Raw genomic sequence first — 20,900 nt, 5'->3', positions numbered from 1 at the left:
TTTCTATAATCCAAGCATCATTCCCACACCATGTACAACAAATGCAACGATCCATGCAGTGGCACACTGCATCAGTGCAATACCTGCTGCGGCCCTTACGGTTCCCATCTCTCTCCGCACAGTTGCAATAGCTGCAACACAAGGTGTATAGAGCAAAGTAAAGATCAAAAATACATAAGCAGTAAACGGAGTAAACAAAGTCTGAAGCAATGCCGTCTTTCCGCCCAGAAGAACTGTCAGCGTTGACACAACACTCTCTTTTGCCATAAAGCCGGTAATCAATGCTGTGGATACTCTCCAGTCACCAAAGCCCAGTGGGGCAAAAAGTGGTGCCACAATACTTCCGATCTTTGCCAGAAGGCTCTGATCTGCACTGGAAACCAGATGCAGGCCTGCATCAAAGTTCTGCAGGAACCATACGATCAGCGTTGCCGCAAAAATAATGGTAAATGCTTTCTGAATGAAACCCTTTGCTTTCTCCCAGATCAGCTGTCCCACGCTTTTTGCAGAGGGAAGACGATAGTTTGGGAGCTCCATGACAAATGGTACCGGCTCACCTTTATATTTGGTTTTCTTCAGGATCAGCGCATACAGAATACCACAAAGGATACCTGCAAAATAAAGACTGATCATCACAACGCCTCTCCACTGTTTCGGGAAAAAAGCACTGGTAAGAAGTCCGTAAATTGGAAGCTTGGCACTGCAGCTCATAAAAGGAGTCAGCAAAATCGTCATCTTCCGGTCACGTTCACTGGACAGTGTTCTTGTTGCCATAATAGCAGGTACGGAACATCCAAATCCGATCAGCATCGGCACAAAACTTCTTCCGGAAAGTCCGATCTTTCGAAGAAGTTTGTCCATAACAAAAGCCACCCTGGCCATATATCCGGTATCTTCCAGAATTGACAGGAAGAAAAACAAAGTAACAATGGTGGGAAGAAATCCAATTACACTTCCGATACCACTTAAAATTCCATCTACAACCAGGGACTGCAGTACTGAGCTGACACCTGCTGCTGCCAGTCCCTTGCCGATAAGAGCAATTACCCAGTCCACAGCCATGGTCATTCCATCCGAAAGCCAGGCTCCCAGATAATTAAACGTCATCACAAATACAAAAGCCATAATTCCCACGAAACAGGGAATCGCTGTATATTTTCCGGTGAGGATACGATCTATGGCTACACTTCGTTTATGTTCCCGGCTTTCTGCCGGTTTTACCACAGTTTTTTCACAGAGCTTTTCAATAAAATCAAAGCGCATGTTCGCAAGCGCTGCCTCACGGTCCAGGCCCCCATCTTTTTCCATGACATGTACCAGCTCACCAAGGACCTTTTTTTCCCCTTCAGGCAAAGCCAGACGTTCTTCGATGAGCGGATCTTTCTCCACGATCTTTGTGGCTGCAAAACGCACAGGGAGTCCTGCTTTTTTTGCATAGGGTTCGATCAGATGAACGGTTGCATGGATACATCTGTGAAGAGCACCTACCGGATCCTTCGGTGACTGATTGTCCGTACAGAAATCAATTCTTCCCGGTGCTTCTCTATATCTTGCAACATGAATCGCATGATCGATCAGCTCATCGATTCCCTCATTCTTTACTGCTGAGATTGGAACAACCGGTATACCCAGGATCTCCTCCAACTCATTGATCCGGACAGAGCCTCCATTTGCCCTTACCTCATCCATCATATTTAACGCCAGCACCATTGGAATTCCGAGTTCCATCAGCTGCATGGTAAGATAAAGATTTCTTTCAATATTGGAAGCATCTACTATATTAATGATTCCTGTAGGTTTCTCATTCAGCAGAAAATCCCTTGTTACGATCTCCTCGCTGGAATACGGAGAAAGTGAATAAATTCCGGGAAGATCCGTCACTGTCGCCTCCGGATGTCTCCGGATACTGCCTTCTTTCTTGTCAACAGTTACACCTGGAAAGTTTCCAACATGCTGATTGGAACCAGTCAGCTGATTAAAAAGTGTTGTCTTTCCACAGTTCTGATTACCTGCCAGGGCAAACGTGATCGGTTCTCCCTTGGGGATCGTGTCCCCAATCCGGTTCTTACGGTAATCGCGGGCCTTTCCAAGCTCTCCAACGCCAGGATGGGCAATTGGCTGATGCCGTTCGCTCTCTTTCTTCGTTTCTGTCATCGATTCGATCCCAACGATCTCAATCTTTGCAGCTTCTGCCAGCCGCAATGTCAGCTCATATCCACGCAGCACAAGCTGTACCGGATCTCCCATAGGAGCGGTTTTACGAAGGGACACCTCTGTCCCTGGTGTAAGCCCCATGTCCAGAAGATGATGTCTCAGCTCCCCCTCGCCACGAACACTGATAATTCTGCCACATTCTCCAGTCTTTAATTTGTCCAGTGTCATATCGTCACCTCATCATAAGTACAATTTATATGGTAATACAGCTGTCTGTATTATCCACTGGTATAAATGTAACACACTTCAAGTTGTTTGACAATAACTGATTAATCTGATAAGTTTTATATAAATAACATTAATTTATGAGTTATTTATCATTAACATTTTTATTTTTTCTCATTTTAATTTAATTTAAATTTAACAGACAAGAAACTGTATCTTTTCAGCAAACATCTTCTAACATATTCTCCTCACTAAAAAAGCACAAACGACATATTACCTGTCGTCTGTGCTCTCTTATTACTTTGAATTTGTTTCAAAAAATTCTTACTCACCAATCAGCCAGTTATACATCTCTTCATACTGACGTGCGGAATTATTCCAGGAGAAATCTGCTGCCATTGCACGATCTACCAGTTTATTCCATTCACGCTTCTTATCATAATATACACTCTCTGCATAACGGATCGTAGCAAGCATTTCATGTGCATTGTAATTCACGAAGGAAAATCCTGTTCCTGTTCCCTCGAATTCATTGTATGGAATAACCGTATCCTTCAGACCGCCGGTTTCTCTGACGATCGGAAGAGTTCCATAACGAAGGCTCATCAGCTGACTTAAGCCACATGGCTCAAACAGTGACGGCATCAGGAATGCGTCAGATGCTGCATAAATTCTGTGAGACATTGCCTCATCATAGTAAATCTGTGCAGATACCTTGCCGTGATATTTCCAGTCAAAGTGACGGAACATATTCTCATAGCGTTCTTCACCGGTACCGAGGACAACGATCTGAACCGCATCCTGGCAAAGCTCATCCATGATGTAAGCGATCAGATCGAATCCTTTCTGATCTGTCAGGCGGGATACGATACCGATCATCATGGCCTTTGGATCCTGCTCAAGTCCGAGATCTTTCTGAAGCTGGATCTTATTCTTGATCTTTTCCTTGCGGAAATTCTTCGCATTGTAGTTTCTGGTGATGTTTGGATCTGTCTCCGGATTGAATTCATTGTAATCAATACCATTTACAATACCTCGCAGGCTGTTGGCCCTTGCATTGAGAAGACCATCCAGCTTTTCACCGTAGAATGGTGTTTTGATCTCCTCTGCGTAAGTATTACTTACTGTGGTGATCGCATCTGCAAATACTATACCGCCCTTCAGGAAGTTGGCATCCTTATACGCCTCCAGTTTATCCGGTGCAAAATAGTAATCAGAAAGCCCTGTAATATCCTTAACAGTCTTAACATCCCATACACCCTGGAATTTCAGGTTATGTATTGTCATAACAGTCTTGATTCCACGGAAGAATTCATTCTGCTGGAAAGAATCATGAAGGTAAACCGGAACAAGTCCTGTCTGCCAGTCATGACAGTGAATGATATCCGGTCTGAATCCGATCACCGGAAGAACTGATAACACAGCTTTGGAAAAGAAAGCAAATTTCTCAAGATCCCACGGTGCGCTGTCATATGGTTTCGGACCGCTGAAATAATATTCATTGTCAATGAAGTAGAACTGGATCCCATCATACTGCATCTGCATGATTCCCACATAGCAGTTCTTGAATCCAAGATCCATATAAAAATGGGTCACATACTCCATTTTATCTTTCCATTCCTGTTTCATGCAGGCATATTTCGGTAAGATCACGCGGATATCAAAATATTTTTTGTCAAAGCACTTAGGCAGTGAGCCGGCAACATCAGCAAGTCCTCCTGTTTTGATAAAAGGTACTGCTTCTGATGTAGCAAACAGAATTTTTTTCATCTGTATTCCCCTCCCTGGGTACACCCGTTTTTATTTATGATTATACTCCAAAATTCCTCTAATTTAAAGACCGATTTTTATATTCCAGTCTGATTTTATCGGCAATCAGTGCTATGAATTCTGAATTCGTGGGTTTCCCTTTTCCGGTGCTTACGGTATATCCAAACAATTCATCGATGGTATCCATCTTTCCGCGGCTCCATGCCACCTCGATCGCATGGCGTATCGCCCGCTCCACCCTGCTTGGCGTTGTCTGATGGCGTTTCGCAATGGTTGGATATAAAACTTTGGTGATGGAATTGAGCATTTCCATGTCATTGACAGACAGGATGATCGCATCCCTTAAATATTGATATCCCTTGATATGTGCCGGAACTCCGATCTCATGAATGATATTCGTCACATCGGTTTCCAGATTCCTCTCCGGCTGAGGTTTTTTGGTTTCTGTGATACCTGGCCTTGGAATCTCCCGCACTCTTCTTTCCCCGATTTTCCGGATATGTTTGATCCGGTTTAAAAGTGTGGTGTTGTCAAAAGGCTTCAACACATAGTAGTCTGCTCCAAGACTGAATGCATCCTCTGTAATCCTTTCCTGTCCAACTGCGGATAATACGATAAACACTGGAACTTTTTTGACATTTGCGTCATGGGAAAATTTCTCCATAACGGAAAGGCCGTCCATCTTCGGCATAATGATGTCGAGAATCACAACATCCGGCTCCTTATCTTTGATTATGTTACAGATTTCTTCTCCGTTGTGTGCTTTTCCGACCAGTTCAAGGTCTTTATCTTCTTCGATCATCTGACCGAGCATGTCTGTCATTTTCGCGTTATCATCAGCAATTGCAACATTTAATTTGTCCATGAGGACCCTCCTAACTTCTCTCTCCTTGGGTTTCCAGACATACCCCCTGTCACCACGGCAGTAACCGACACTGTTAGCTGCCTGCGCTTTCCCCTTGCTGGCGACAAAATTATTATAGTGGAAATCCTATGGTAAAATCAAGATAAAAGTAGTTATTTTACCTCACTTTCGTACGATATTTTTCGACATTTTTTCTCTTTTATATCACAAAATTCACTAAAATACTGACGTTTCCTTCTGTATCCGGCATTTTTTTCCATATAAAAAAGAGGCACTTTTCCTGGATTTTTCCGTGTTTTTCTGTGCCTCTTTCCAAAGTTTCCGATTATGCATTACCTGTCATATTTTCTATAAAAATCCCATACCCTCCGGTAGAATCCTGCACAAATACATGAGTCACGGCACCAAAGAGTTTTCCATTCTGGAGCACCGGGCTTCCGGACATTCCCTGAACGATCCCGCCGGTTTTTTCCAGGAGTTCTTTGTCTGTGATCCGGATCACGAAGCTTTTATTGGAGTCCTCATGGTTCATATCGATCCTGGTGATCTCTGCGGCATATTCTTTTACTTCGCCATCTGTACAGCAGAGAATGGACGCAGGTCCGGTTTTCAGATCCTGTTTGTAGCCTATGGGGATTTTTTTCAGATCCAGATTTTTCATCCGCCAGGCATCCATGATCCCAAAAATGCCATTTTTACTGTTTTCCGAAATTTCTCCCAGGATATTATCGGCGTCGTATCGGATCAGCCCGGAAAGTTCTCCCGGATTTCCTTTTTCTCCTTTCCGGATTCCCAGAATCTGGGCATCATAAAGATTTCCGTCTGCAATACTTAAAAGTTCACCTGTGTCCACATCGCTGATCCCATGACCAAGTGCGCCGAATCTTCCATCTTCATCCACATAGGTTAACGTTCCGATTCCCTGTGTATCATCCCGCACCCAGATTCCCAGTTTGTATTTGCCTTCTTTATCTTTTACCGGAGTCAGAGACAGAGGAATCGTCTCTTTTCCCCTGCGGACTTTCAACATCACAGAATCTCCGTCAAGAGCAGCCAGATCCTCCATAAGATCCTGCTTGCACTGGATCCTGTTCTGATCAAAAGCCACAATATAATCTCCCGGCTTTACAATGTCCCGGGCAGGTTCTTCCGTCTCACCACTTTCTGAGAAGATCTCACCTGTGTCAATGATCAGGACACCTTTGGTCTGCATATAGATGCCCACTGCGTCTCCGCTTACGTATACTTCTTTTGCAGTTGTATGTTTTACTTTCACATCCTTAAAAGGAATCACTCCAAAAACTCTGCAGTGCAAAGTATAGCTGTCTTTCCCCGAGACTGTAATGGCATCATCAAAACTGACAAAAGGGCGCTCAAGAAGGCCTGCCACCTCCCGGCTGTTCTCATGATCTACCAGGATCTGATCCGGAATCTTCCGATCCAGAAGCCGATAGCCCAGCCATCCCATCAGCATCAGATCCAGAGCAAGAAATGCCAGGATCAGATAGCGGTACTTCCTTTTTCTGTTCATCATACGTCACATCCTTTGTATTTTTTTAACAAGGGGCTATTCGCAATCCACATTCGGTTAAAAAAGAGGACTGACCTTTCGGCCGTCCTCTCTTAGTATGTAACGTATGATTTATTTCAGTCTTGTATTTTTTTGTTGCTGTGCCAATTCCTTCATTTCTCTCGCATTTCCAAGAACAGCCGGCGTGATCTCTGCGCCGCCCAGGAGTCTTGCAAGCTCTCGGACGGATTCCTCTCCTTCAAGAGGATGGATCTGAGTGATGGTCTCTGTTCCCTCCACATGTTTCTCAATCTCAAAATGGGTATCTGCCATTGCCGCGATCTGCGGAAGATGGGTGATACAAAGCACCTGTCTGTGCTGTCCGATCACTGCCATTTTTTCGGATACTTTCTGCGCGGTACGGCCGCTGATTCCTGTATCGATCTCATCGAAGATCAGCGTATCGATCTGGTCCTTATCTGCAAGGATCGCTTTGATGGCAAGCATGATCCTGGAAAGCTCACCACCGGATACGATCTGCCCCAGCGGTTTTCTGCTTTCACCTGGGTTTGTGGAAATCTCATATTCTACCGCATCATAACCATTATCTGTATAATTTTTCCTGCGGTCAAAACGGATAGAAAAATCCACATCCGCAAAATTCAGCTCCTTCAATCCATCGATGATTTTTTCATCCAGCTGTTTACTGTATTCTTTCCGGATTTCTGAAAGTTCATGCGAAGCTTCTTCAAGAATCTTTTCTGACTGTACAAGTTTTTCTTTCAGAAACTGGAAATTTTCTTCAAATTTTTGAAGTTTTTCCAGTTTTTCCTGCTGTTCTTTCTGATAAGACAAAATTTCCGGGATCGTCTGTCCGTATTTTGCCTTCAGGCTGTTGATCAGATCCAGACGTTTTTCTGTTTCAAAAAAAGTTTCTTCGTCAAAAGTAAGACTGTCCATATAAGAGGACAGATCCCGGCAGAAGTCGCTGAGAAGAGAATCGATTTCTCCGAGAGCTTCCTGCAAAGGCGCAAGTTCCTTATCGTAATCCACAATTCTTGAAAACTCTTTCAGAGCGTTTCCGGTCATGTCCGCAGCGCCCTGTTCATATCCGGTCATCCCATGGACTATCTGTGCGGTTTCCATGATCCTTCTGGCATTGCTCAATTTCCGGTATCGGTCTTCCAGCGTTTCGTCCTCGCCCGGAATAAGAGCTGCTTCTTCAATCTCATTGATCTCAAATTCCAGAAAGGCCTTTTCCCTGTTACGCTGTTCCTCATCCATATCCAGCGCTTTCAGCTGATCCATGCAGGCCCGATACTCCCGGTAAGCTTCCCGGACTTTCTCCCTGGCTGGAAGGATCCGTTCTTTTCCGTATACGTCCAGAATCGACAGCTGGCGATCCCCGTAAAGAAGGGACTGATGTTCATGCTGCCCGTGAATGTCCAGAAGGCAGGCTGCTGCTGCTTTCATCTGGCTGACTGTGCTTGTCTCTCCGTTGATTTTGTTGATACTTCTGCCATCCATGATCTTACGGGACATCAGCACCTGTCCGTCCTCCGGATAGATATCAAGCGCCGCAAGGGACTCTCTGGCTTTCGTGTTTTCAACCTGAAATAACAGCTCTACCAGGGCATGGGAAGCATTTTCGCGGATCATGCTTCTGGAAGTTTTTCCGCCCAGGATGAGCTGTATAGATCCTAACAGAATGGATTTTCCGGCTCCGGTTTCACCGGTTAAAATGTTTAATCCCGGTCCGAATTCCACCTCTGTTTCCTCTATCAGTGCAAGATTTTTTACATGCAGATGTACTAACATTGGTTTCCTTTCTGGTATAAAGTGTCTACATATTCTGTCATTTTATTTTCCACGGGATAAGATCCCGCCAAGCTTCTGTACTACTCCAGGCGCCTGCTCGGAAGTTTTTACCACACACATGATGGCATCATCTCCGGCAATGCACCCCAGAATCTCCGGCCATTTCATGGCATCAAGAGCTGCTGCTGCAGCCATGGCCATTCCGGGAATCGTTTTTACCACTACGATATTCTGTCCGATATTCATGGAGATCACTGCATCTTTCAGGACTCTGGAATATTTATCACTTAACATATCCGGTGTATGTTCTTCCAGGATCGCATATCTGGATTTTCCGTTGCTGCCTGCAACTTTTGTCATCTTCAGAGCCCGGATATCTCTGGATACGGTAGCCTGTGTAACCTTGAAACCGGCCTCATTCAGTCTTGCCGCAAGTTCTTCCTGTGTATCGATCTCGTACTGACGGATCAGTTCGATAATTTTTTCATGTCTTGCTACTTTCAAAATTGAACCTCCTGCATCAGCTGTTACTCATTTTCTGTCTCAGAACCTCCACAAAGCTCAGATGATTCAGCTTGAGGATCTTTGTCCTGACTGTGGCTTTCCGGATGACGATCCGGTCACCGGTGACCATGGATATCTGGGTATCCCCGTCAAAAGATGCCACCGCTTTCTCAATGGTATTATGTCTTCCCTCGCCGATCTCCACTGTAACCGCCTCTTCCCCGGAAAGAATGATACTTCGGGTATTCATAGTGTGGGGTGCAATGGGTGTCATGATCATCATACTGGCACTTGGAGAAACTACCGGGCCTCCTGCTGACAGGCTGTATCCGGTAGAACCGGTTGGCGTGGAGATGATGATTCCATCCGCATTGTAGGAATTCATATATGAATCATTGACATAATTCTTGAAACGGATCACACGGAGATGTCCCTCTCTTCCGATCACAATATCGTTTAACGCGATATCTTTTCCGATCAGTTCTTCTCCCCGATAGATCTTTCCCTCCAGCATCATCCGCTCTTCCAGCTCATAATCGTCAGTCAGAAGTCTGTCCAACGCCGGATATACGGAATTTTTGTCCACCTCTGCAAGAAATCCCAGAGTTCCCAGATTGATTCCGAGAAGAGGGATATCCAGATGTACCACGTCCCTTGCAGCCTGCAGAAGTGTTCCGTCTCCGCCCAGTACGATAATACACTGTGTATCCCCGGGGATTCCGTCCGGATCTGTATAATGATACGGTCCTTCCATTTTTTCGGTGATCTTCTGCACGTGGCACCTGGCACCATGTTCTTCCAGATAGTCGATGATCATATTGGAAAATGTCAGTTCCGGATCCTTGGCACTGTTTGGAATTATATAAAATCTGTCCATATTGCTTCAGTCCTTTCCAAACATCAGTCCAGCTGACCGTGGGCTTCCTTTACCACATCCTCTACGGATACCTCAAGACTCATAGGCACTTCGGTTCCTTCCGGATGTTTTTTGAGGTGAAGAAGATATTCAATATTTCCCTCCGGTCCTTTGATCGGGGAAAAGGAAAGATGACAGGGCTCCATGGAAATGCTCATGGCATAATCCCGTACCTTCTCAATGACTTCCTCATGGACTTTCGGATCACGGACAACGCCTTTTTTTCCGACTTTTTCTCTGCCTGCCTCAAACTGCGGTTTGATGAGACATACGATCTCTCCGTCTTCTGTGAGAAGATTTCTTACAGGAAGAAGAACTTTTGTCAGGGAGATGAAAGAAACATCGATGGAAGAAAATGCTGCCGGCCCTTCCAGATCTTCCGGTACCACATAACGGATGTTTGTCTTTTCCATGCATACAACTCTCGGATCATTCCGAAGTTTCCAGTCCAGCTGTCCGTATCCCACATCAATGGAATAGACTTTGACCGCTCCGTTCTGAAGCATACAATCTGTGAAACCGCCGGTGGATGCGCCTACATCCATACATACTTTATCATTCAGCGTTACGCCAAAATTTTTCATGGCTTTCTCCAGTTTCAGTCCGCCTCTGCTGACATAGGGAAGGGTTTTTCCTCTTACCTCCAGCTTGGCAGTTTCCGCAAACATAGAACCTGCCTTGTCCTCTTTCTGACCATTGACATATACTTCCCCGGCCATGATATAAGCTTTTGCTTTTTCCCTTGACGGTGCAAGTCCCTGTTCCACCATCATGATATCCAGTCTTTTTTTCATGTTATCCTCCAACAGCCCGGCTCTTTATGTGCCGGGCTGTAAAATGCCCTGCAAGTCCTTTTCCCTGCAAAGGCTGTCTCTTTTATTTTCTGTTATTCCCAATATCTTCCCAGCTCTGTTCTACAGCATCCAGGACTGCCTGTACATTCAAACCAGTTTTCATCCGCTGACTGTCCACAGTTCCGTGTTCAATAAAGTGATCCGGTATTGCCAGAGGAAGCACTCTAACTTCCGGATGACAGGCCTCCATATAAGCAGATACATGTTCTCCGAATCCACCGCTTTTTACATTCTCCTCCACAGTGACCAAAAGACTGTGGTTCTGTGAAAGCCGGTCAAGAAGGCTGGTATCCAGCGGCTTTACAAAACGTACATTGACAAATGTAGATCTTGCGATTCCGTGATCTCTTATCTCCCTACAGACTTTCTGACAGACAGAAACCATACTTCCGACACCGAGAACAGCGATCTCACTGCCCGGAGTGATCACTTCGCTTCTGCCCCTCTTAAGTGGTTCATCATGCTCTTCCATATCTGTACATGCCGTTCCCTTCGGATAACGGATCGCACAGGGACCATCCAGCTCTTCTACTGCAAATTTCAGCATCTCTTCTAGTTCTTTCCCATTCTTGGGAGCCATAACAGTCATATTGGGAATCATAGACAGATAGGAAAGGTCAAAGCATCCATGATGTGTTTCTCCGTCCGCCCCCACAAAGCCTGCCCTGTCAATAGCAAAGATCACATGAAGGTTCTGCATGCATACATCGTGGAGGATCTGATCGATTCCTCTCTGCAAAAACGAAGAATAGACCGCAAAAACCGGGATCATTCCTCCAAGAGCCAGCCCTGCCGCAAAGGTTACCGCATGCTCTTCCGCAATCCCCACGTCAAAAAAACGCTCCGGGAATTTCTTCCGGAACCGGTTCAGTCCGGTCCCATCGGGCATGGCAGCCGTAATGGCAACTACTTTCCGGTTCTTCTCTGCCACAGAACATATTGCGCTGGAAAAACAGTCCGTATATGTCGGCGCCGTTTTTTCCGCAAGGGGTCTTCCACTTTTGACCTCAAAAGGACCGGTTCCATGAAAACGCTCCGGGTGAGAAGATGCCGGGCCATAGCCTCTGCCCTTTTCCGTAAGGACATGGACAACCACCGGTCCCTCCACTCTTTTTGCCTCATTAAAAAGCTTCATCATCTGACGCATATTATGGCCGTCTACTGGCCCCAGATAAGTCAGACCCATATTTTCAAAAAGCATTCCGGGAATGATCAGCTGCTTAATACTGCTCTTGGTTTTGCGGACCGTATCCACCACGGCAGTTCCAACATGTGGAATTTTTTTGAGCGTTTTTGTCACGCCGATTTTCATTCCCGTGTAAGTCTCCGCTGTACGCAGGGCACTTAAATAGGTGGACATTCCTCCTACATTCTTGGAAATGGACATGTTGTTATCATTGATGATGATAATAAAATTCGTCTTCAGCTCAGCTGCATTGTTTAATGCTTCATATGCCATTCCGCCGGTAAGCGCACCATCTCCGATGACAGAAACCACATGGTGTTTCTCTCCCCGCAGATCTCTGGCACGGACATAACCAAGTCCTGCGGAAATGGAATTGGAACTGTGTCCGGTATCAAAAGAATCACAGTCACTTTCATTTCTCTTCGGGAAGCCACTTAAGCCTCCCTCTTTACGAAGATCCTTAAAGCCATCTTTCCTGCCTGTAAGAATCTTATGCGTATAAGCCTGATGTCCCACATCCCAGATCAGTTTATCCTGTGGAAAATCAAGCACATTATGCAGAGCAAGGGTCAGCTCCACCACACCCAGATTGGATGCCAGATGGCCGCCTGTCTCACTTACACTCTGGATCAAAAAGCTCCTGATTTCCTCGGCAAGGCGCGGAAAATCCTCCAATGAAACTTTATGAATATCATTTGGCTTTTTAATTTTTTCCAGAATCATTCGTATCCTTCCTTTATTCCTTCTATTTCCTGCGGCTGATAAGACTTTCCACAAGAAGATCCAGAAATTCGTTCTTCCTGTCAAGACTGTTTAAAAGCTCTACCGCATGTTCAGAAAGTTCTTTAACCTTGCCGGCTGCTGCCGGGGCTCCCATGAGGCTTACATAGGTAACCTTATTGTTCTTCTCATCACTGTGGATCGGTTTTCCCAGTTCCTCCTGGGTACTGGTCACATCAAGGATATCATCCTGGATCTGAAAAGCCAGCCCGATGTTCTCTGCAGCCTGCTCCACAACTTCAAGTTCTTCCTCCGATGCCCCTGCCAGCACGGCGCCGGTCATCATAGAAGCCTCGATCAGTGCGGAGGTCTTGTTCTTGTAAATATAATCCAGCATCTCACGTTCCAGAGGTTTGCCGTCATTCTCCACATCCACACTCTGTCCTCCAAGCATACCGTTAATGCCTGTCTTATCTGCCATGATCCGCATGGCAGCTATCACACGTTCTTTATCTTCAGTCAGGTCGAAAGCGGAAATCATCACCTCATAGGCTCTGTTTAAAAGTGCCACGCCGCTTAAAACGCCCATGGCCTCTCCATATACCTTATGTGTAGTCAGCCTTCCCCTCCGGTAATCATCATTATCCAATGCCGGAAGATCATCGTGGATCAGCGAATGTGTATGGATCATCTCCATCGCCGCCATAAAGGTTTCACAGAGCACGCCCTCTCCTCCAAACAGACGATAGGTTTCCCGGATCAGGATCGGACGAAGTCTCTTTCCGCCTGCCGTCATACTGTAATTCATGGCCTCTGCCATGGTTTTCGCAAAACCGGATTCTTCCGGAAGATATTTCCGGATCACGCGTTCCGCTTCTTCTGTTCTTTTTTTCAGTTCTTCATTAAAATTCACGAAATGTCCCATCCTCATTCATCTGAAGCATCTTTTTTTCTACAGTGTCCAGTCTTCCGTTCAGATCCTTAAGAAGCTCCATTCCCTGTCTGTAGAGACGGAAAGACTCTTCCAGAGGGGTATCTTTATCCTCAAGCTTCCGGGCAAGCTGATCAAGCTCCCCAAAAGTTTCTTCTATGGATCTCTCTTCTTTCTTTTCTTCTGTCTCTGCCATTATCGCTCTTCCTTCCTGATGCGATCCGCAACTGCTTCTATAACTCCGTCGGTTACTGCAATGGAAATCCTGTCACCCTTTTTTATCTGGCTGATCTCTGTCACTGCATGTCCTCCTTCGTCGGACACGAAGGCATATCCTCCATTTAACTTTCTTAATGGGGAAAGCCCTTCAAAACGCTGGATCCATATTGCCAGTTCATGTCTTTTCTCTGTAAGCTTCTGTTCCATGAAAGAACGCAGACGTTCCTCCATATCTGATGCATACTGGCGTTTTTCCCGCAGCATGGACTCCGGACTCAGATACTGAAATCTGGTCTCATAGGACTTAAGTCTTGCAGAAAAAAGAGCTGTCTTACTGTTCATGGCACGCTGCAGACGATCTCCGTACATACGGAAATTCTCCAGGACACTGCGAAAATCATCTACTGCCAGCTCTGCTGCAGCTGATGGTGTAGGTGCCCGTAAGTCTGCCACAAAATCCGCAATGGTAAAATCCGTCTCATGTCCCACTGCCGAAATCACAGGTGTTCTGCACTCAAAAATAGCACGGGCCACGCTCTCCTCGTTAAAAGCCCAGAGATCTTCAATAGAGCCACCTCCACGGCCAACGATGATCACGTCCACCCCTGCTTCATCCAGCATCCGGATTCCCTTCACAATACTCTGTGCCGCTCCTTCTCCCTGCACAAGTGCCGGGTAGAGGATCACCTGCAGATACGGATTCCTTCTGCCTGCAATATTGCGGATATCCTGTACTGCCGCACCGGTAGGTGCTGTCACCACGCCAAGAGTATGGATAAAATGAGGAATAGGCTGCTTATATTCCTGGGCAAACATTCCCATATCCTCAAGCTCCTGTTTCAGTGCCAGATACCGCTCATAGAGAGCACCAGCGCCCTCCAGTGTGATTTCTTTCGCATAGAGCTGATAACGCCCGTCTCTCTCATATACGTCTACAGCACCACCTACAACTACCTTATCTCCGTCCTTCATGCGAAAAGCAAGGCCACGACGATGCCCCGCAAACATCACACAGCTTAATGTACCTGTTTCATCCTTCAGGGAAAAATAGATATGCCCGCTGGTATGATATTTACAATTGGATACTTCTCCCTTTACATAGACTTTGCGGAGAAAGTAATCCTGAGTAAACATATTCTTGACATAATGGTTTACCTGGCCGACAGAATAGACGTTTCTCATGCGTTCTCTTCTGGGGTTTCTGCTGCTTTCTCTTCTGTGTCAGCAGTCTCCTCCTCGTTTTTCTTCTCTTCCTTTTCGGATGCGATCTTTCCAAGGACTCCGTTTACAAAAGAACCGGAAGCATCTCCGCCAAATCTCTTGGCAAGTTCTACCGCTTCATTGATCGCTACTCCTGTCGGTACATCCTCATCATATTCCATCTCATATACTGCCAGACGAAGTGCCGCGAGATCCACACGGCTCATACGTTTGGTCTTCCAGCCACGGCTCGCACTGTTCAGCTGTGCATCGATCTCTTCCAGATGCTCCTTCACATGTGCATACTTCTTCTTCATATATTCCTGGTCCTGCTCTGAAAGTTCTCCAAGACCCTCAAAATAAAGAGAGAGCTGTTCTGTCATCTCTTCTTCTGAATTAAACTCTGTCATAAACATAAGTTTAAATACATGTTCTCTCTGTTCTCTTCTTCTCATAATTTCCTCCTAAGACGGAAAAAAGGAAAGGTTTACTTTCCTTTTTCGTTCTCCATATCCACGCTGGCAATATGAATATTTACATCTGCAACCTCAAGTCCTGTCATATTCTCGATAGCGGATTTCACTTTCTCCTGAACCTTCTTGCTTGTCTCAAGAATGTTTCTGCCATACTCGATATTCAGTGACAGATCCACGGTAACGACGCCTTCCAGAATGGTTACTCTCACACCCTTGGACAGGTTCTTCTTTCCAAGTTTACTTACCAGCTCATTGGTGATATTTCCTGCCATGGAAGCAACTCCATCCACGTCTGTTGCCGCAAGTCCTGCAACGATCGCAACAACCTCATCTGCAATGTGGACTTCACCGATTCCGCCCAGATCCTGTATCTTATATGTTGTTCTTTTTTCTGCCATGGGAAACCCTCCTACGGATATAATATTTTTGTTCGTAATTTTATACTATTATACCAAAAAATGTTATGAAATAAAAGGGCTTATTTACTGAATTCTGTCAGTACCAGATCCGGGTTTCTGTCCTCAACCATACCAACGCTCCATGCATTGACAAAGAGAAGCAGCGGATTTCCCTTAAGATCTGTGACTTTCTTCATATCTGAAGTTCCCACGATCTTGTCTACTTTCACAGCTTCCTTGTTGGCGATCCAGCGGATATGCTCATATGGAAGTGTTTCAAGGCGGATATCTACATTATACTCATTCTCCAGACGATATTTCAGGACATCAAACTGAAGGACACCTACAACGCCCACGATGATCTCTTCCATACCGGTATTAAACTCCTGGAATATCTGGATCGCACCTTCCTGAGCGATCTGGTTGATACCTTTTACAAACTGTTTTCTCTTCATGGTATCGATCTGACGTACACGTGCAAAATGCTCCGGTGCGAAAGTCGGGATTCCTTCAAAAGCAAATTTCTTTCCAGGCGTACAGATCGTATCTCCAATGGAAAAGATACCCGGATCAAAGACACCGATGATATCTCCTGCATAAGCCTCGTCCACAACATGGCGGGATTCCGCCATCATCTGCTGCGGCTGAAGAAGGCGCATTTTCTTGTCACCCTGAACATGATAAACTTCCTTGGTCGCGTCAAACTTGCCGGAACAGATCCTCATAAATGCGATACGGTCTCTGTGAGCCTTGTTCATATTTGCCTGGATCTTAAATACAAAGGCTGAAAAATCATCGCTCATCGGATCTATCGGTCCGCAGTCAGCAGTTCTCGGAAGCGGAGAGGTGGTCATCTTCAGGAAATGCTCCAGGAATGTCTCCACACCGAAGTTAGTAAGAGCGGAACCGAAAAATACCGGTGTCAGCTGTCCTTTGCTGACTTCTTCCTGGGAAAACTCCGCACTTGCGCCATCCAGAAGCTCAATTTCTTCCATCAGCTGCTCTTTCTGCTCCGGATCCATGATCTCATCTGCATGCGGATCATCAATATCGATCTCTTCGATCACACCTTCCTTGGTACCTTTTTGTGTATCGGAGAAGGTAAGGATCTTCTTTGTATTACGGTCAAAAACTCCTCGGAATTTCTTACCGGAACCAATCGGCCAGTTGATCGGACAAGTAGCAATACCAAGCTCTTTTTCGATCTCATCCAGAAGATCAAACGTATCATTTGCATCTCGGTCCATCTTATTGATAAAAGTAAAGATCGGGATGTGTCTCATAACACAGACTTTAAAAAGTTTACGTGTCTGTGCCTCAACACCTTTGGAACCATCGATGACCATGACTGCGGAATCCGCTGCCATCAGTGTACGGTAAGTATCCTCGGAGAAATCCTGATGTCCCGGTGTATCCAGAATGTTGATACAATATCCGTCATAATGGAACTGAAGTACGGAAGAGGTGACGGAAATACCTCGCTCCTTCTCGATCTCCATCCAGTCTGATACTGCATGGCGGGCCGTAGCCTTACCTTTTACGCTTCCGGCCAGATTGATGGCCCCTCCATACAGCAGAAATTTTTCTGTCAATGTTGTTTTACCGGCATCCGGATGGGAGATGATGGCAAAAGTTCTTCTTTTTTCTATTTCTTTCGTATACTTCGACACGTGAGCCTCCTGTATATTCTCTGATATCTCTATTTTACTATAACCTTACCTATTCTAGTATAGACAAGGCTTTGCTGTCAAGGCAATTCAGTCGTAAATTCCCTCTGTATCAATGGTAGGATCATTCTGAGCACCTGCTGCTGTCTCTTTGTCCTCTGATCCTGAATCTGCAGGATCACTTTCTGCTGATGCAGCGGTATCCTGCGCTTCATTGCCCTCACTCCCCGCTGTATCTTTTGTGTCTGTGGCATTTTCCGCACCTGCTGCGTCCGCTGCTGTATCCGGGGCATCTGATGTATTATCATCTGCCGCTTCTTTACTCTGGCTCAGAGGCGTGATCACAATACTCTCTGCTGCCACACCGGTTTTCCGTTTTACAATATCCTCGATCTGTGCACGTTTTACATCTTCAAGATCCGCATCCGGCACTACCACATCCGCAGTTTCTCCCGTCAGATTTACGATCACATTCTCAAAGCCCTTCGCTTCCAGAAGAAGTTCTGCTGCCGACTCTTTTTCTGTAAGATCTGTCATGGAAACCATGGTATTGATGGCATTCTGTTTTTCTTCATCGCTGATATCCTTATTGCTGATGATCGCCTGCAGGTCCGCCTTGTTCTGAGAGCGCACCTGTTCTCTGCTGATTTTCGCCTGCGCCGCAAAATCCGACGCACCGGTAAGTACGGCTTCGCCCGGAGATGCGGTATCCATCACCTCCGACTGGGTTGTGCCATCTGCCCCGTTCTCATCCAGAAGGGCTGTTTCATCGGTCAGGTCATAATTCACATCGTCCAGGATACTGCTGCTGTCGGTGCTTGCCTCCTTATCTTTAAATCCCAGATCCACATCTGCGAAATTCAGATACCCGGCCACCGCGATCAAAATGGCCAGCGAGGTGATGATTACCTGGTTTTTCTTCATGATCTTTTTCACTTCTACTCTCCTCATTTCATTTTCATTACTCTAATTTTATGGGCGTCAATCTGAAATAATGCCATAATTGCCTGCTGAATATTCTGAACTGTCACTGCGCTGCCCGCCCCCTGGGCAGCCACTAGCACGCCGGTCACTTCATTTTTGCTGCTTATGGAAAAACCATCCGTATTTCCTTCATCTCCGGTCATAATGATCACTTCCACCTCTCCGACTCCTTCCACGTTGGAAAGCAGTTCCTCCAGGCGGCTCTCCAGTCTTGTTTTTTCAGACACCTGGGTATTCGCATTCTTACTACTTTTCTGGGTTACCGGAAGCCCTGCCACCAGCAGAAGTATCCCCAGAAGAAGTACGATTCCCCACTCCTTCCACCCCATCGCCAGGATCCAGGATCTGATACTGATCTTTTCCGAGTCCGCAGATCCTTTCACACCCATCTTGTACCGCCTCCTTCTGCTTTTCCGTGATCTTCTCAGAAAACCTTATGATCACCCGGAGATTTTTCTCCATATCCACTTCAATTTCCCCACAAAAAATCTTCTGTTCATTTAAGATCTCCTCCACCTGTTTTTTCAGCTCACTTTCGTAAGCTTCCTTCAGAAAGGTTTCCCGGATCCCCTGCGCTTCCGCTTCCATCCGCTCCTGTTCTTCCTGGCTGTAATTTTTCCGGAATCCCTCCAGAAGTTCCTGACTTTTTCCTACAACAGCAAAAACAGGCGTGCAGATAAGAAGTATCAGGAGAAGGCCCATAAACAGACGGACATACTGTTCATACCGTTTATCCGGCAGAATATGCAGGATCGCCGTAGTAAGCACATGAAAAAAAGCCAGATCTTTCATCCACTGATAGATTTCCTGCCGCATGATCAGATTCCCCCTGCCATCAATATCAGAAATGTCAACATACATAAAACTTCTGCTGTAAACAGGATCCGCATCAGAAGAGCGCACCCTTCTCCCATGGTACTGAATACTTCCACAAGCCGTTTATCAGACACCGGCTGTGCCACTGCTGCCAGAAACCTGTATACAAGAGCCAGCAGTCCGTAGCGGATCACGGGGCCGGCTCCGACCACCAGAAATACAAGAAGAAACACCACACCCAGACTGTTTCTTACAAGAACTGCTGTCGTAAGCACCAGTTCTGTCACTGCATTGACCGCATTACCTACCCCCGGAAGCGTACCGGCAGTTTTTCCGATGGCACTTCTTTTCAGAGAATCCATCACTGGAGTCACCAGTCCCCGCACTACCTGCAGTCCTGCAACAACCCCCAGCAGCGTCCGAAGGCCCCAGGAAATCAAAGTTTCGATCAGTTCTGCCATCTTTCCCAGCATCTCTTCCCTGGAAAGATGATTCACAAACTTAAGAAGTATATACAAGCTGACTCCAGGAAGCAAAACACTTTCCAGTATCCACTGAAACAGCCACACCAGAAGAAGTACTCCCTGATAGAAAACAGCAGCCGTAGATGCTCCGGATGCAGCAGCCACTGCCATAAAGTACACCGGCGACAGCTCTTTCATAAATTCCGTGATCCACCGCAGTATGGAAAGCAGTGATGCACTTAAGCCGGAAAAGCTGTTCATCAGCAAAGTAAAAACAAGAAGATACACAACATAAAAACTGATCTCACCGATCTGTCCGTTATCAAAAGCACCTGCAAATCCGGAAAAAACTGCCGCGAATAAGAGAAGAAGCAGCAGTTTTACGATCAGGCTTTTTTCTTTTTCAAGGCTGGAAAAAAGGAGACTATGCAGAAATTCCCGCACACTCTCCTCCGAAAGCACTTCTTCACCGGACAATAACCTGTGGAAAGCTTCTGTAACAGAAAAGCTGTTCTCACCAAGCATTTCATCCACCATGGACTGCAGATCTGTAAGTTCCAGCTGATCTGTGAGCTGTTTTTCCTGGGAATTGTCTATGGATGCAGAACCTTCTGAGTCTGCCTGTCGGACCGCATCCGCTTCTGTTGTTTCTCCTGATACCGGCTGTGCAAAAACACAAACACCATTTACACCAGTATCCATCCGCTCCGGCCACTGTATCAATCCCGTGCATATCATTACCAGGACCACGATCCTGGCTTTCCACCAGACCTTTGCTCTTCTTTTTTCTTCTGATCCCCTCTTCTGATCTGTTTCTTTTTTTTTCATACAAGAAATCCCTGTATCGTATCCAGAAGTGCCAGCAGTACCGGCATACTCAGAACCATCACAGACAATCTGCAAAACAGATCGATCTGTGCCCCTGTGGAAGCATACCCGGCATCTTTACATATACCAGATGAAAATTGTCCGATATAGGTAATTCCGATCATTTTTAACAAGGTAGTGATGTAACTTCCGTCAACCGGAAGACATTCTTTCAGTTTTTCAAGAGACTGAAAAAGATATCCGATCTTTCCTGCCGCCAGGCCCAGGATCATCAGACCGATTCCCACAGTAATCAGACTTGTATATTCAGGAGCCCGTGATTTCAGAAGGATCCCCAGAAGAACACCCACTGTTCCCAAAATGGAAATTCTTAAAATATCCACGTTTTTTACCTC

20 protein-coding genes are annotated in these 20,900 nt (G+C 45.9%); all 20 read right to left on the bottom strand.

The window, feature by feature from the left end; all coding sequences use genetic code 11:
- Positions 1–3: 3 nt before the first annotated feature.
- Positions 4–2,382 carry a ferrous iron transport protein B gene (gene feoB / locus AC04Q6_RS14930; RefSeq protein WP_021976841.1) on the bottom strand — a complete coding sequence of 793 codons (2,379 nt, stop codon included), beginning with the start codon at positions 2,380–2,382 and terminating at the stop codon, positions 4–6.
- A gap of 321 nt (positions 2,383–2,703) precedes the next feature.
- The gene (gene glgA / locus AC04Q6_RS14925) at positions 2,704–4,149 is read right to left on the bottom strand and encodes a glycogen synthase GlgA (protein WP_119248070.1); all 1,446 of its coding nucleotides are present in this window, start codon (positions 4,147–4,149) and stop codon (positions 2,704–2,706) included.
- Positions 4,150–4,207: 58 nt separating this feature from the next.
- Positions 4,208–5,014, bottom strand: coding sequence for a sporulation transcription factor Spo0A (spo0A, locus tag AC04Q6_RS14920; protein WP_118063038.1), 807 nt, complete (start codon positions 5,012–5,014; stop codon positions 4,208–4,210).
- A gap of 325 nt (positions 5,015–5,339) precedes the next feature.
- Positions 5,340–6,548 (bottom strand): SpoIVB peptidase, encoded by a 1,209-nt coding sequence (gene spoIVB, locus AC04Q6_RS14915; RefSeq protein WP_243004421.1) that lies wholly within the window; start codon positions 6,546–6,548, stop codon positions 5,340–5,342.
- A gap of 108 nt (positions 6,549–6,656) precedes the next feature.
- Positions 6,657–8,342: a DNA repair protein RecN gene (gene recN, locus AC04Q6_RS14910; protein WP_118071584.1), complete on the bottom strand. Its 1,686-nt coding sequence runs from the start codon at positions 8,340–8,342 to the stop codon at positions 6,657–6,659.
- Between the two features lie 42 nt (positions 8,343–8,384).
- Positions 8,385–8,846, bottom strand: coding sequence for an arginine repressor (gene argR, locus AC04Q6_RS14905; protein ID WP_118071583.1), 462 nt, complete (start codon positions 8,844–8,846; stop codon positions 8,385–8,387).
- A gap of 16 nt (positions 8,847–8,862) precedes the next feature.
- Positions 8,863–9,723 (bottom strand): NAD(+)/NADH kinase, encoded by an 861-nt coding sequence (locus AC04Q6_RS14900; RefSeq protein WP_118071582.1) that lies wholly within the window; start codon positions 9,721–9,723, stop codon positions 8,863–8,865.
- 23 nt (positions 9,724–9,746) lie between these two features.
- Positions 9,747–10,556, bottom strand: coding sequence for a TlyA family RNA methyltransferase (locus AC04Q6_RS14895; protein WP_118071581.1), 810 nt, complete (start codon positions 10,554–10,556; stop codon positions 9,747–9,749).
- 82 nt (positions 10,557–10,638) lie between these two features.
- Positions 10,639–12,525: a 1-deoxy-D-xylulose-5-phosphate synthase gene (dxs, locus tag AC04Q6_RS14890; RefSeq protein ID WP_178087514.1), complete on the bottom strand. Its 1,887-nt coding sequence runs from the start codon at positions 12,523–12,525 to the stop codon at positions 10,639–10,641.
- 22 nt (positions 12,526–12,547) lie between these two features.
- On the bottom strand, positions 12,548–13,435 hold the full coding sequence (locus AC04Q6_RS14885; protein ID WP_118071580.1) for a polyprenyl synthetase family protein: 888 nt from the start codon (positions 13,433–13,435) through the stop codon (positions 12,548–12,550).
- The gene (xseB, locus tag AC04Q6_RS14880; RefSeq protein WP_021976830.1) at positions 13,425–13,649 is read right to left on the bottom strand and encodes an exodeoxyribonuclease VII small subunit; all 225 of its coding nucleotides are present in this window, start codon (positions 13,647–13,649) and stop codon (positions 13,425–13,427) included. The genes AC04Q6_RS14885 and xseB overlap by 11 nt, the downstream gene beginning before the upstream one ends.
- Positions 13,649–14,854, bottom strand: coding sequence for an exodeoxyribonuclease VII large subunit (gene xseA, locus AC04Q6_RS14875; protein WP_021976829.1), 1,206 nt, complete (start codon positions 14,852–14,854; stop codon positions 13,649–13,651). The genes xseB and xseA overlap by 1 nt, the downstream gene beginning before the upstream one ends.
- Positions 14,851–15,327 (bottom strand): transcription antitermination factor NusB, encoded by a 477-nt coding sequence (gene nusB / locus AC04Q6_RS14870; protein WP_021976828.1) that lies wholly within the window; start codon positions 15,325–15,327, stop codon positions 14,851–14,853. The genes xseA and nusB overlap by 4 nt, the downstream gene beginning before the upstream one ends.
- 32 nt (positions 15,328–15,359) lie before the next feature.
- A complete protein-coding gene (locus AC04Q6_RS14865) occupies positions 15,360–15,746 on the bottom strand; it encodes an Asp23/Gls24 family envelope stress response protein (protein WP_015524453.1) in 387 nt (128 codons plus the stop codon).
- Positions 15,747–15,826: 80 nt separating this feature from the next.
- Positions 15,827–17,416, bottom strand: coding sequence for a peptide chain release factor 3 (locus AC04Q6_RS14860; RefSeq protein WP_021976827.1), 1,590 nt, complete (start codon positions 17,414–17,416; stop codon positions 15,827–15,829).
- An 87-nt stretch (positions 17,417–17,503) separates the two neighbouring features.
- A complete protein-coding gene (locus tag AC04Q6_RS14855) occupies positions 17,504–18,349 on the bottom strand; it encodes a SpoIIIAH-like family protein (protein WP_021976826.1) in 846 nt (281 codons plus the stop codon).
- An 11-nt stretch (positions 18,350–18,360) separates the two neighbouring features.
- The gene (locus AC04Q6_RS14850) at positions 18,361–18,624 is read right to left on the bottom strand and encodes a hypothetical protein (RefSeq protein WP_417029034.1); all 264 of its coding nucleotides are present in this window, start codon (positions 18,622–18,624) and stop codon (positions 18,361–18,363) included.
- A gap of 19 nt (positions 18,625–18,643) precedes the next feature.
- Positions 18,644–19,258 carry a stage III sporulation protein AF gene (locus AC04Q6_RS14845; RefSeq protein ID WP_118063051.1) on the bottom strand — a complete coding sequence of 205 codons (615 nt, stop codon included), beginning with the start codon at positions 19,256–19,258 and terminating at the stop codon, positions 18,644–18,646.
- Positions 19,216–20,505, bottom strand: a complete 1,290-nt coding sequence (locus AC04Q6_RS14840) for a stage III sporulation protein AE (protein ID WP_021976823.1) — start codon at positions 20,503–20,505, stop codon at positions 19,216–19,218. The genes AC04Q6_RS14845 and AC04Q6_RS14840 overlap by 43 nt, the downstream gene beginning before the upstream one ends.
- Positions 20,502–20,888: a SpoIIIAC/SpoIIIAD family protein gene (locus AC04Q6_RS14835; RefSeq protein ID WP_021976822.1), complete on the bottom strand. Its 387-nt coding sequence runs from the start codon at positions 20,886–20,888 to the stop codon at positions 20,502–20,504. Before AC04Q6_RS14835 ends, AC04Q6_RS14840 begins: the two co-directional genes overlap by 4 nt.
- Positions 20,889–20,900 lie beyond the last annotated feature (12 nt).

Source organism: Blautia sp. HA9023, assembly GCF_056504095.1.
Note: the sequence above shows the minus strand (reverse complement) of the source record. Positions and strands in the feature narration are given on the sequence as shown.

Excerpts from the sequence above, each read along its gene's own strand:
- glgA (WP_119248070.1), bottom strand. The coding sequence starts at position 4,149 with ATGAAAAAAATTCTGTTTGCTACATCAGAAGCAGTACCTTTTATCAAA.
- dxs (WP_178087514.1), bottom strand. The coding sequence starts at position 12,525 with ATGATTCTGGAAAAAATTAAAAAGCCAAATGATATTCATAAAGTTTCA.
- AC04Q6_RS14895 (WP_118071581.1), bottom strand. The coding sequence starts at position 10,556 with ATGAAAAAAAGACTGGATATCATGATGGTGGAACAGGGACTTGCACCG.
- AC04Q6_RS14865 (WP_015524453.1), bottom strand. The coding sequence starts at position 15,746 with ATGGCAGAAAAAAGAACAACATATAAGATACAGGATCTGGGCGGAATC.
- spo0A (WP_118063038.1), bottom strand. The coding sequence starts at position 5,014 with ATGGACAAATTAAATGTTGCAATTGCTGATGATAACGCGAAAATGACA.
- feoB (WP_021976841.1), bottom strand. The coding sequence starts at position 2,382 with ATGACACTGGACAAATTAAAGACTGGAGAATGTGGCAGAATTATCAGT.
- AC04Q6_RS14900 (WP_118071582.1), bottom strand. The coding sequence starts at position 9,723 with ATGGACAGATTTTATATAATTCCAAACAGTGCCAAGGATCCGGAACTG.
- xseB (WP_021976830.1), bottom strand. The coding sequence starts at position 13,649 with ATGGCAGAGACAGAAGAAAAGAAAGAAGAGAGATCCATAGAAGAAACT.
- spoIVB (WP_243004421.1), bottom strand. The coding sequence starts at position 6,548 with ATGATGAACAGAAAAAGGAAGTACCGCTATCTGATCCTGGCATTTCTT.
- AC04Q6_RS14840 (WP_021976823.1), bottom strand. The coding sequence starts at position 20,505 with ATGAAAAAAAAAGAAACAGATCAGAAGAGGGGATCAGAAGAAAAAAGA.
- nusB (WP_021976828.1), bottom strand. The coding sequence starts at position 15,327 with ATGAGAAGAAGAGAACAGAGAGAACATGTATTTAAACTTATGTTTATG.
- recN (WP_118071584.1), bottom strand. The coding sequence starts at position 8,342 with ATGTTAGTACATCTGCATGTAAAAAATCTTGCACTGATAGAGGAAACA.
- AC04Q6_RS14845 (WP_118063051.1), bottom strand. The coding sequence starts at position 19,258 with ATGTATGTTGACATTTCTGATATTGATGGCAGGGGGAATCTGATCATG.
- xseA (WP_021976829.1), bottom strand. The coding sequence starts at position 14,854 with ATGAGAAACGTCTATTCTGTCGGCCAGGTAAACCATTATGTCAAGAAT.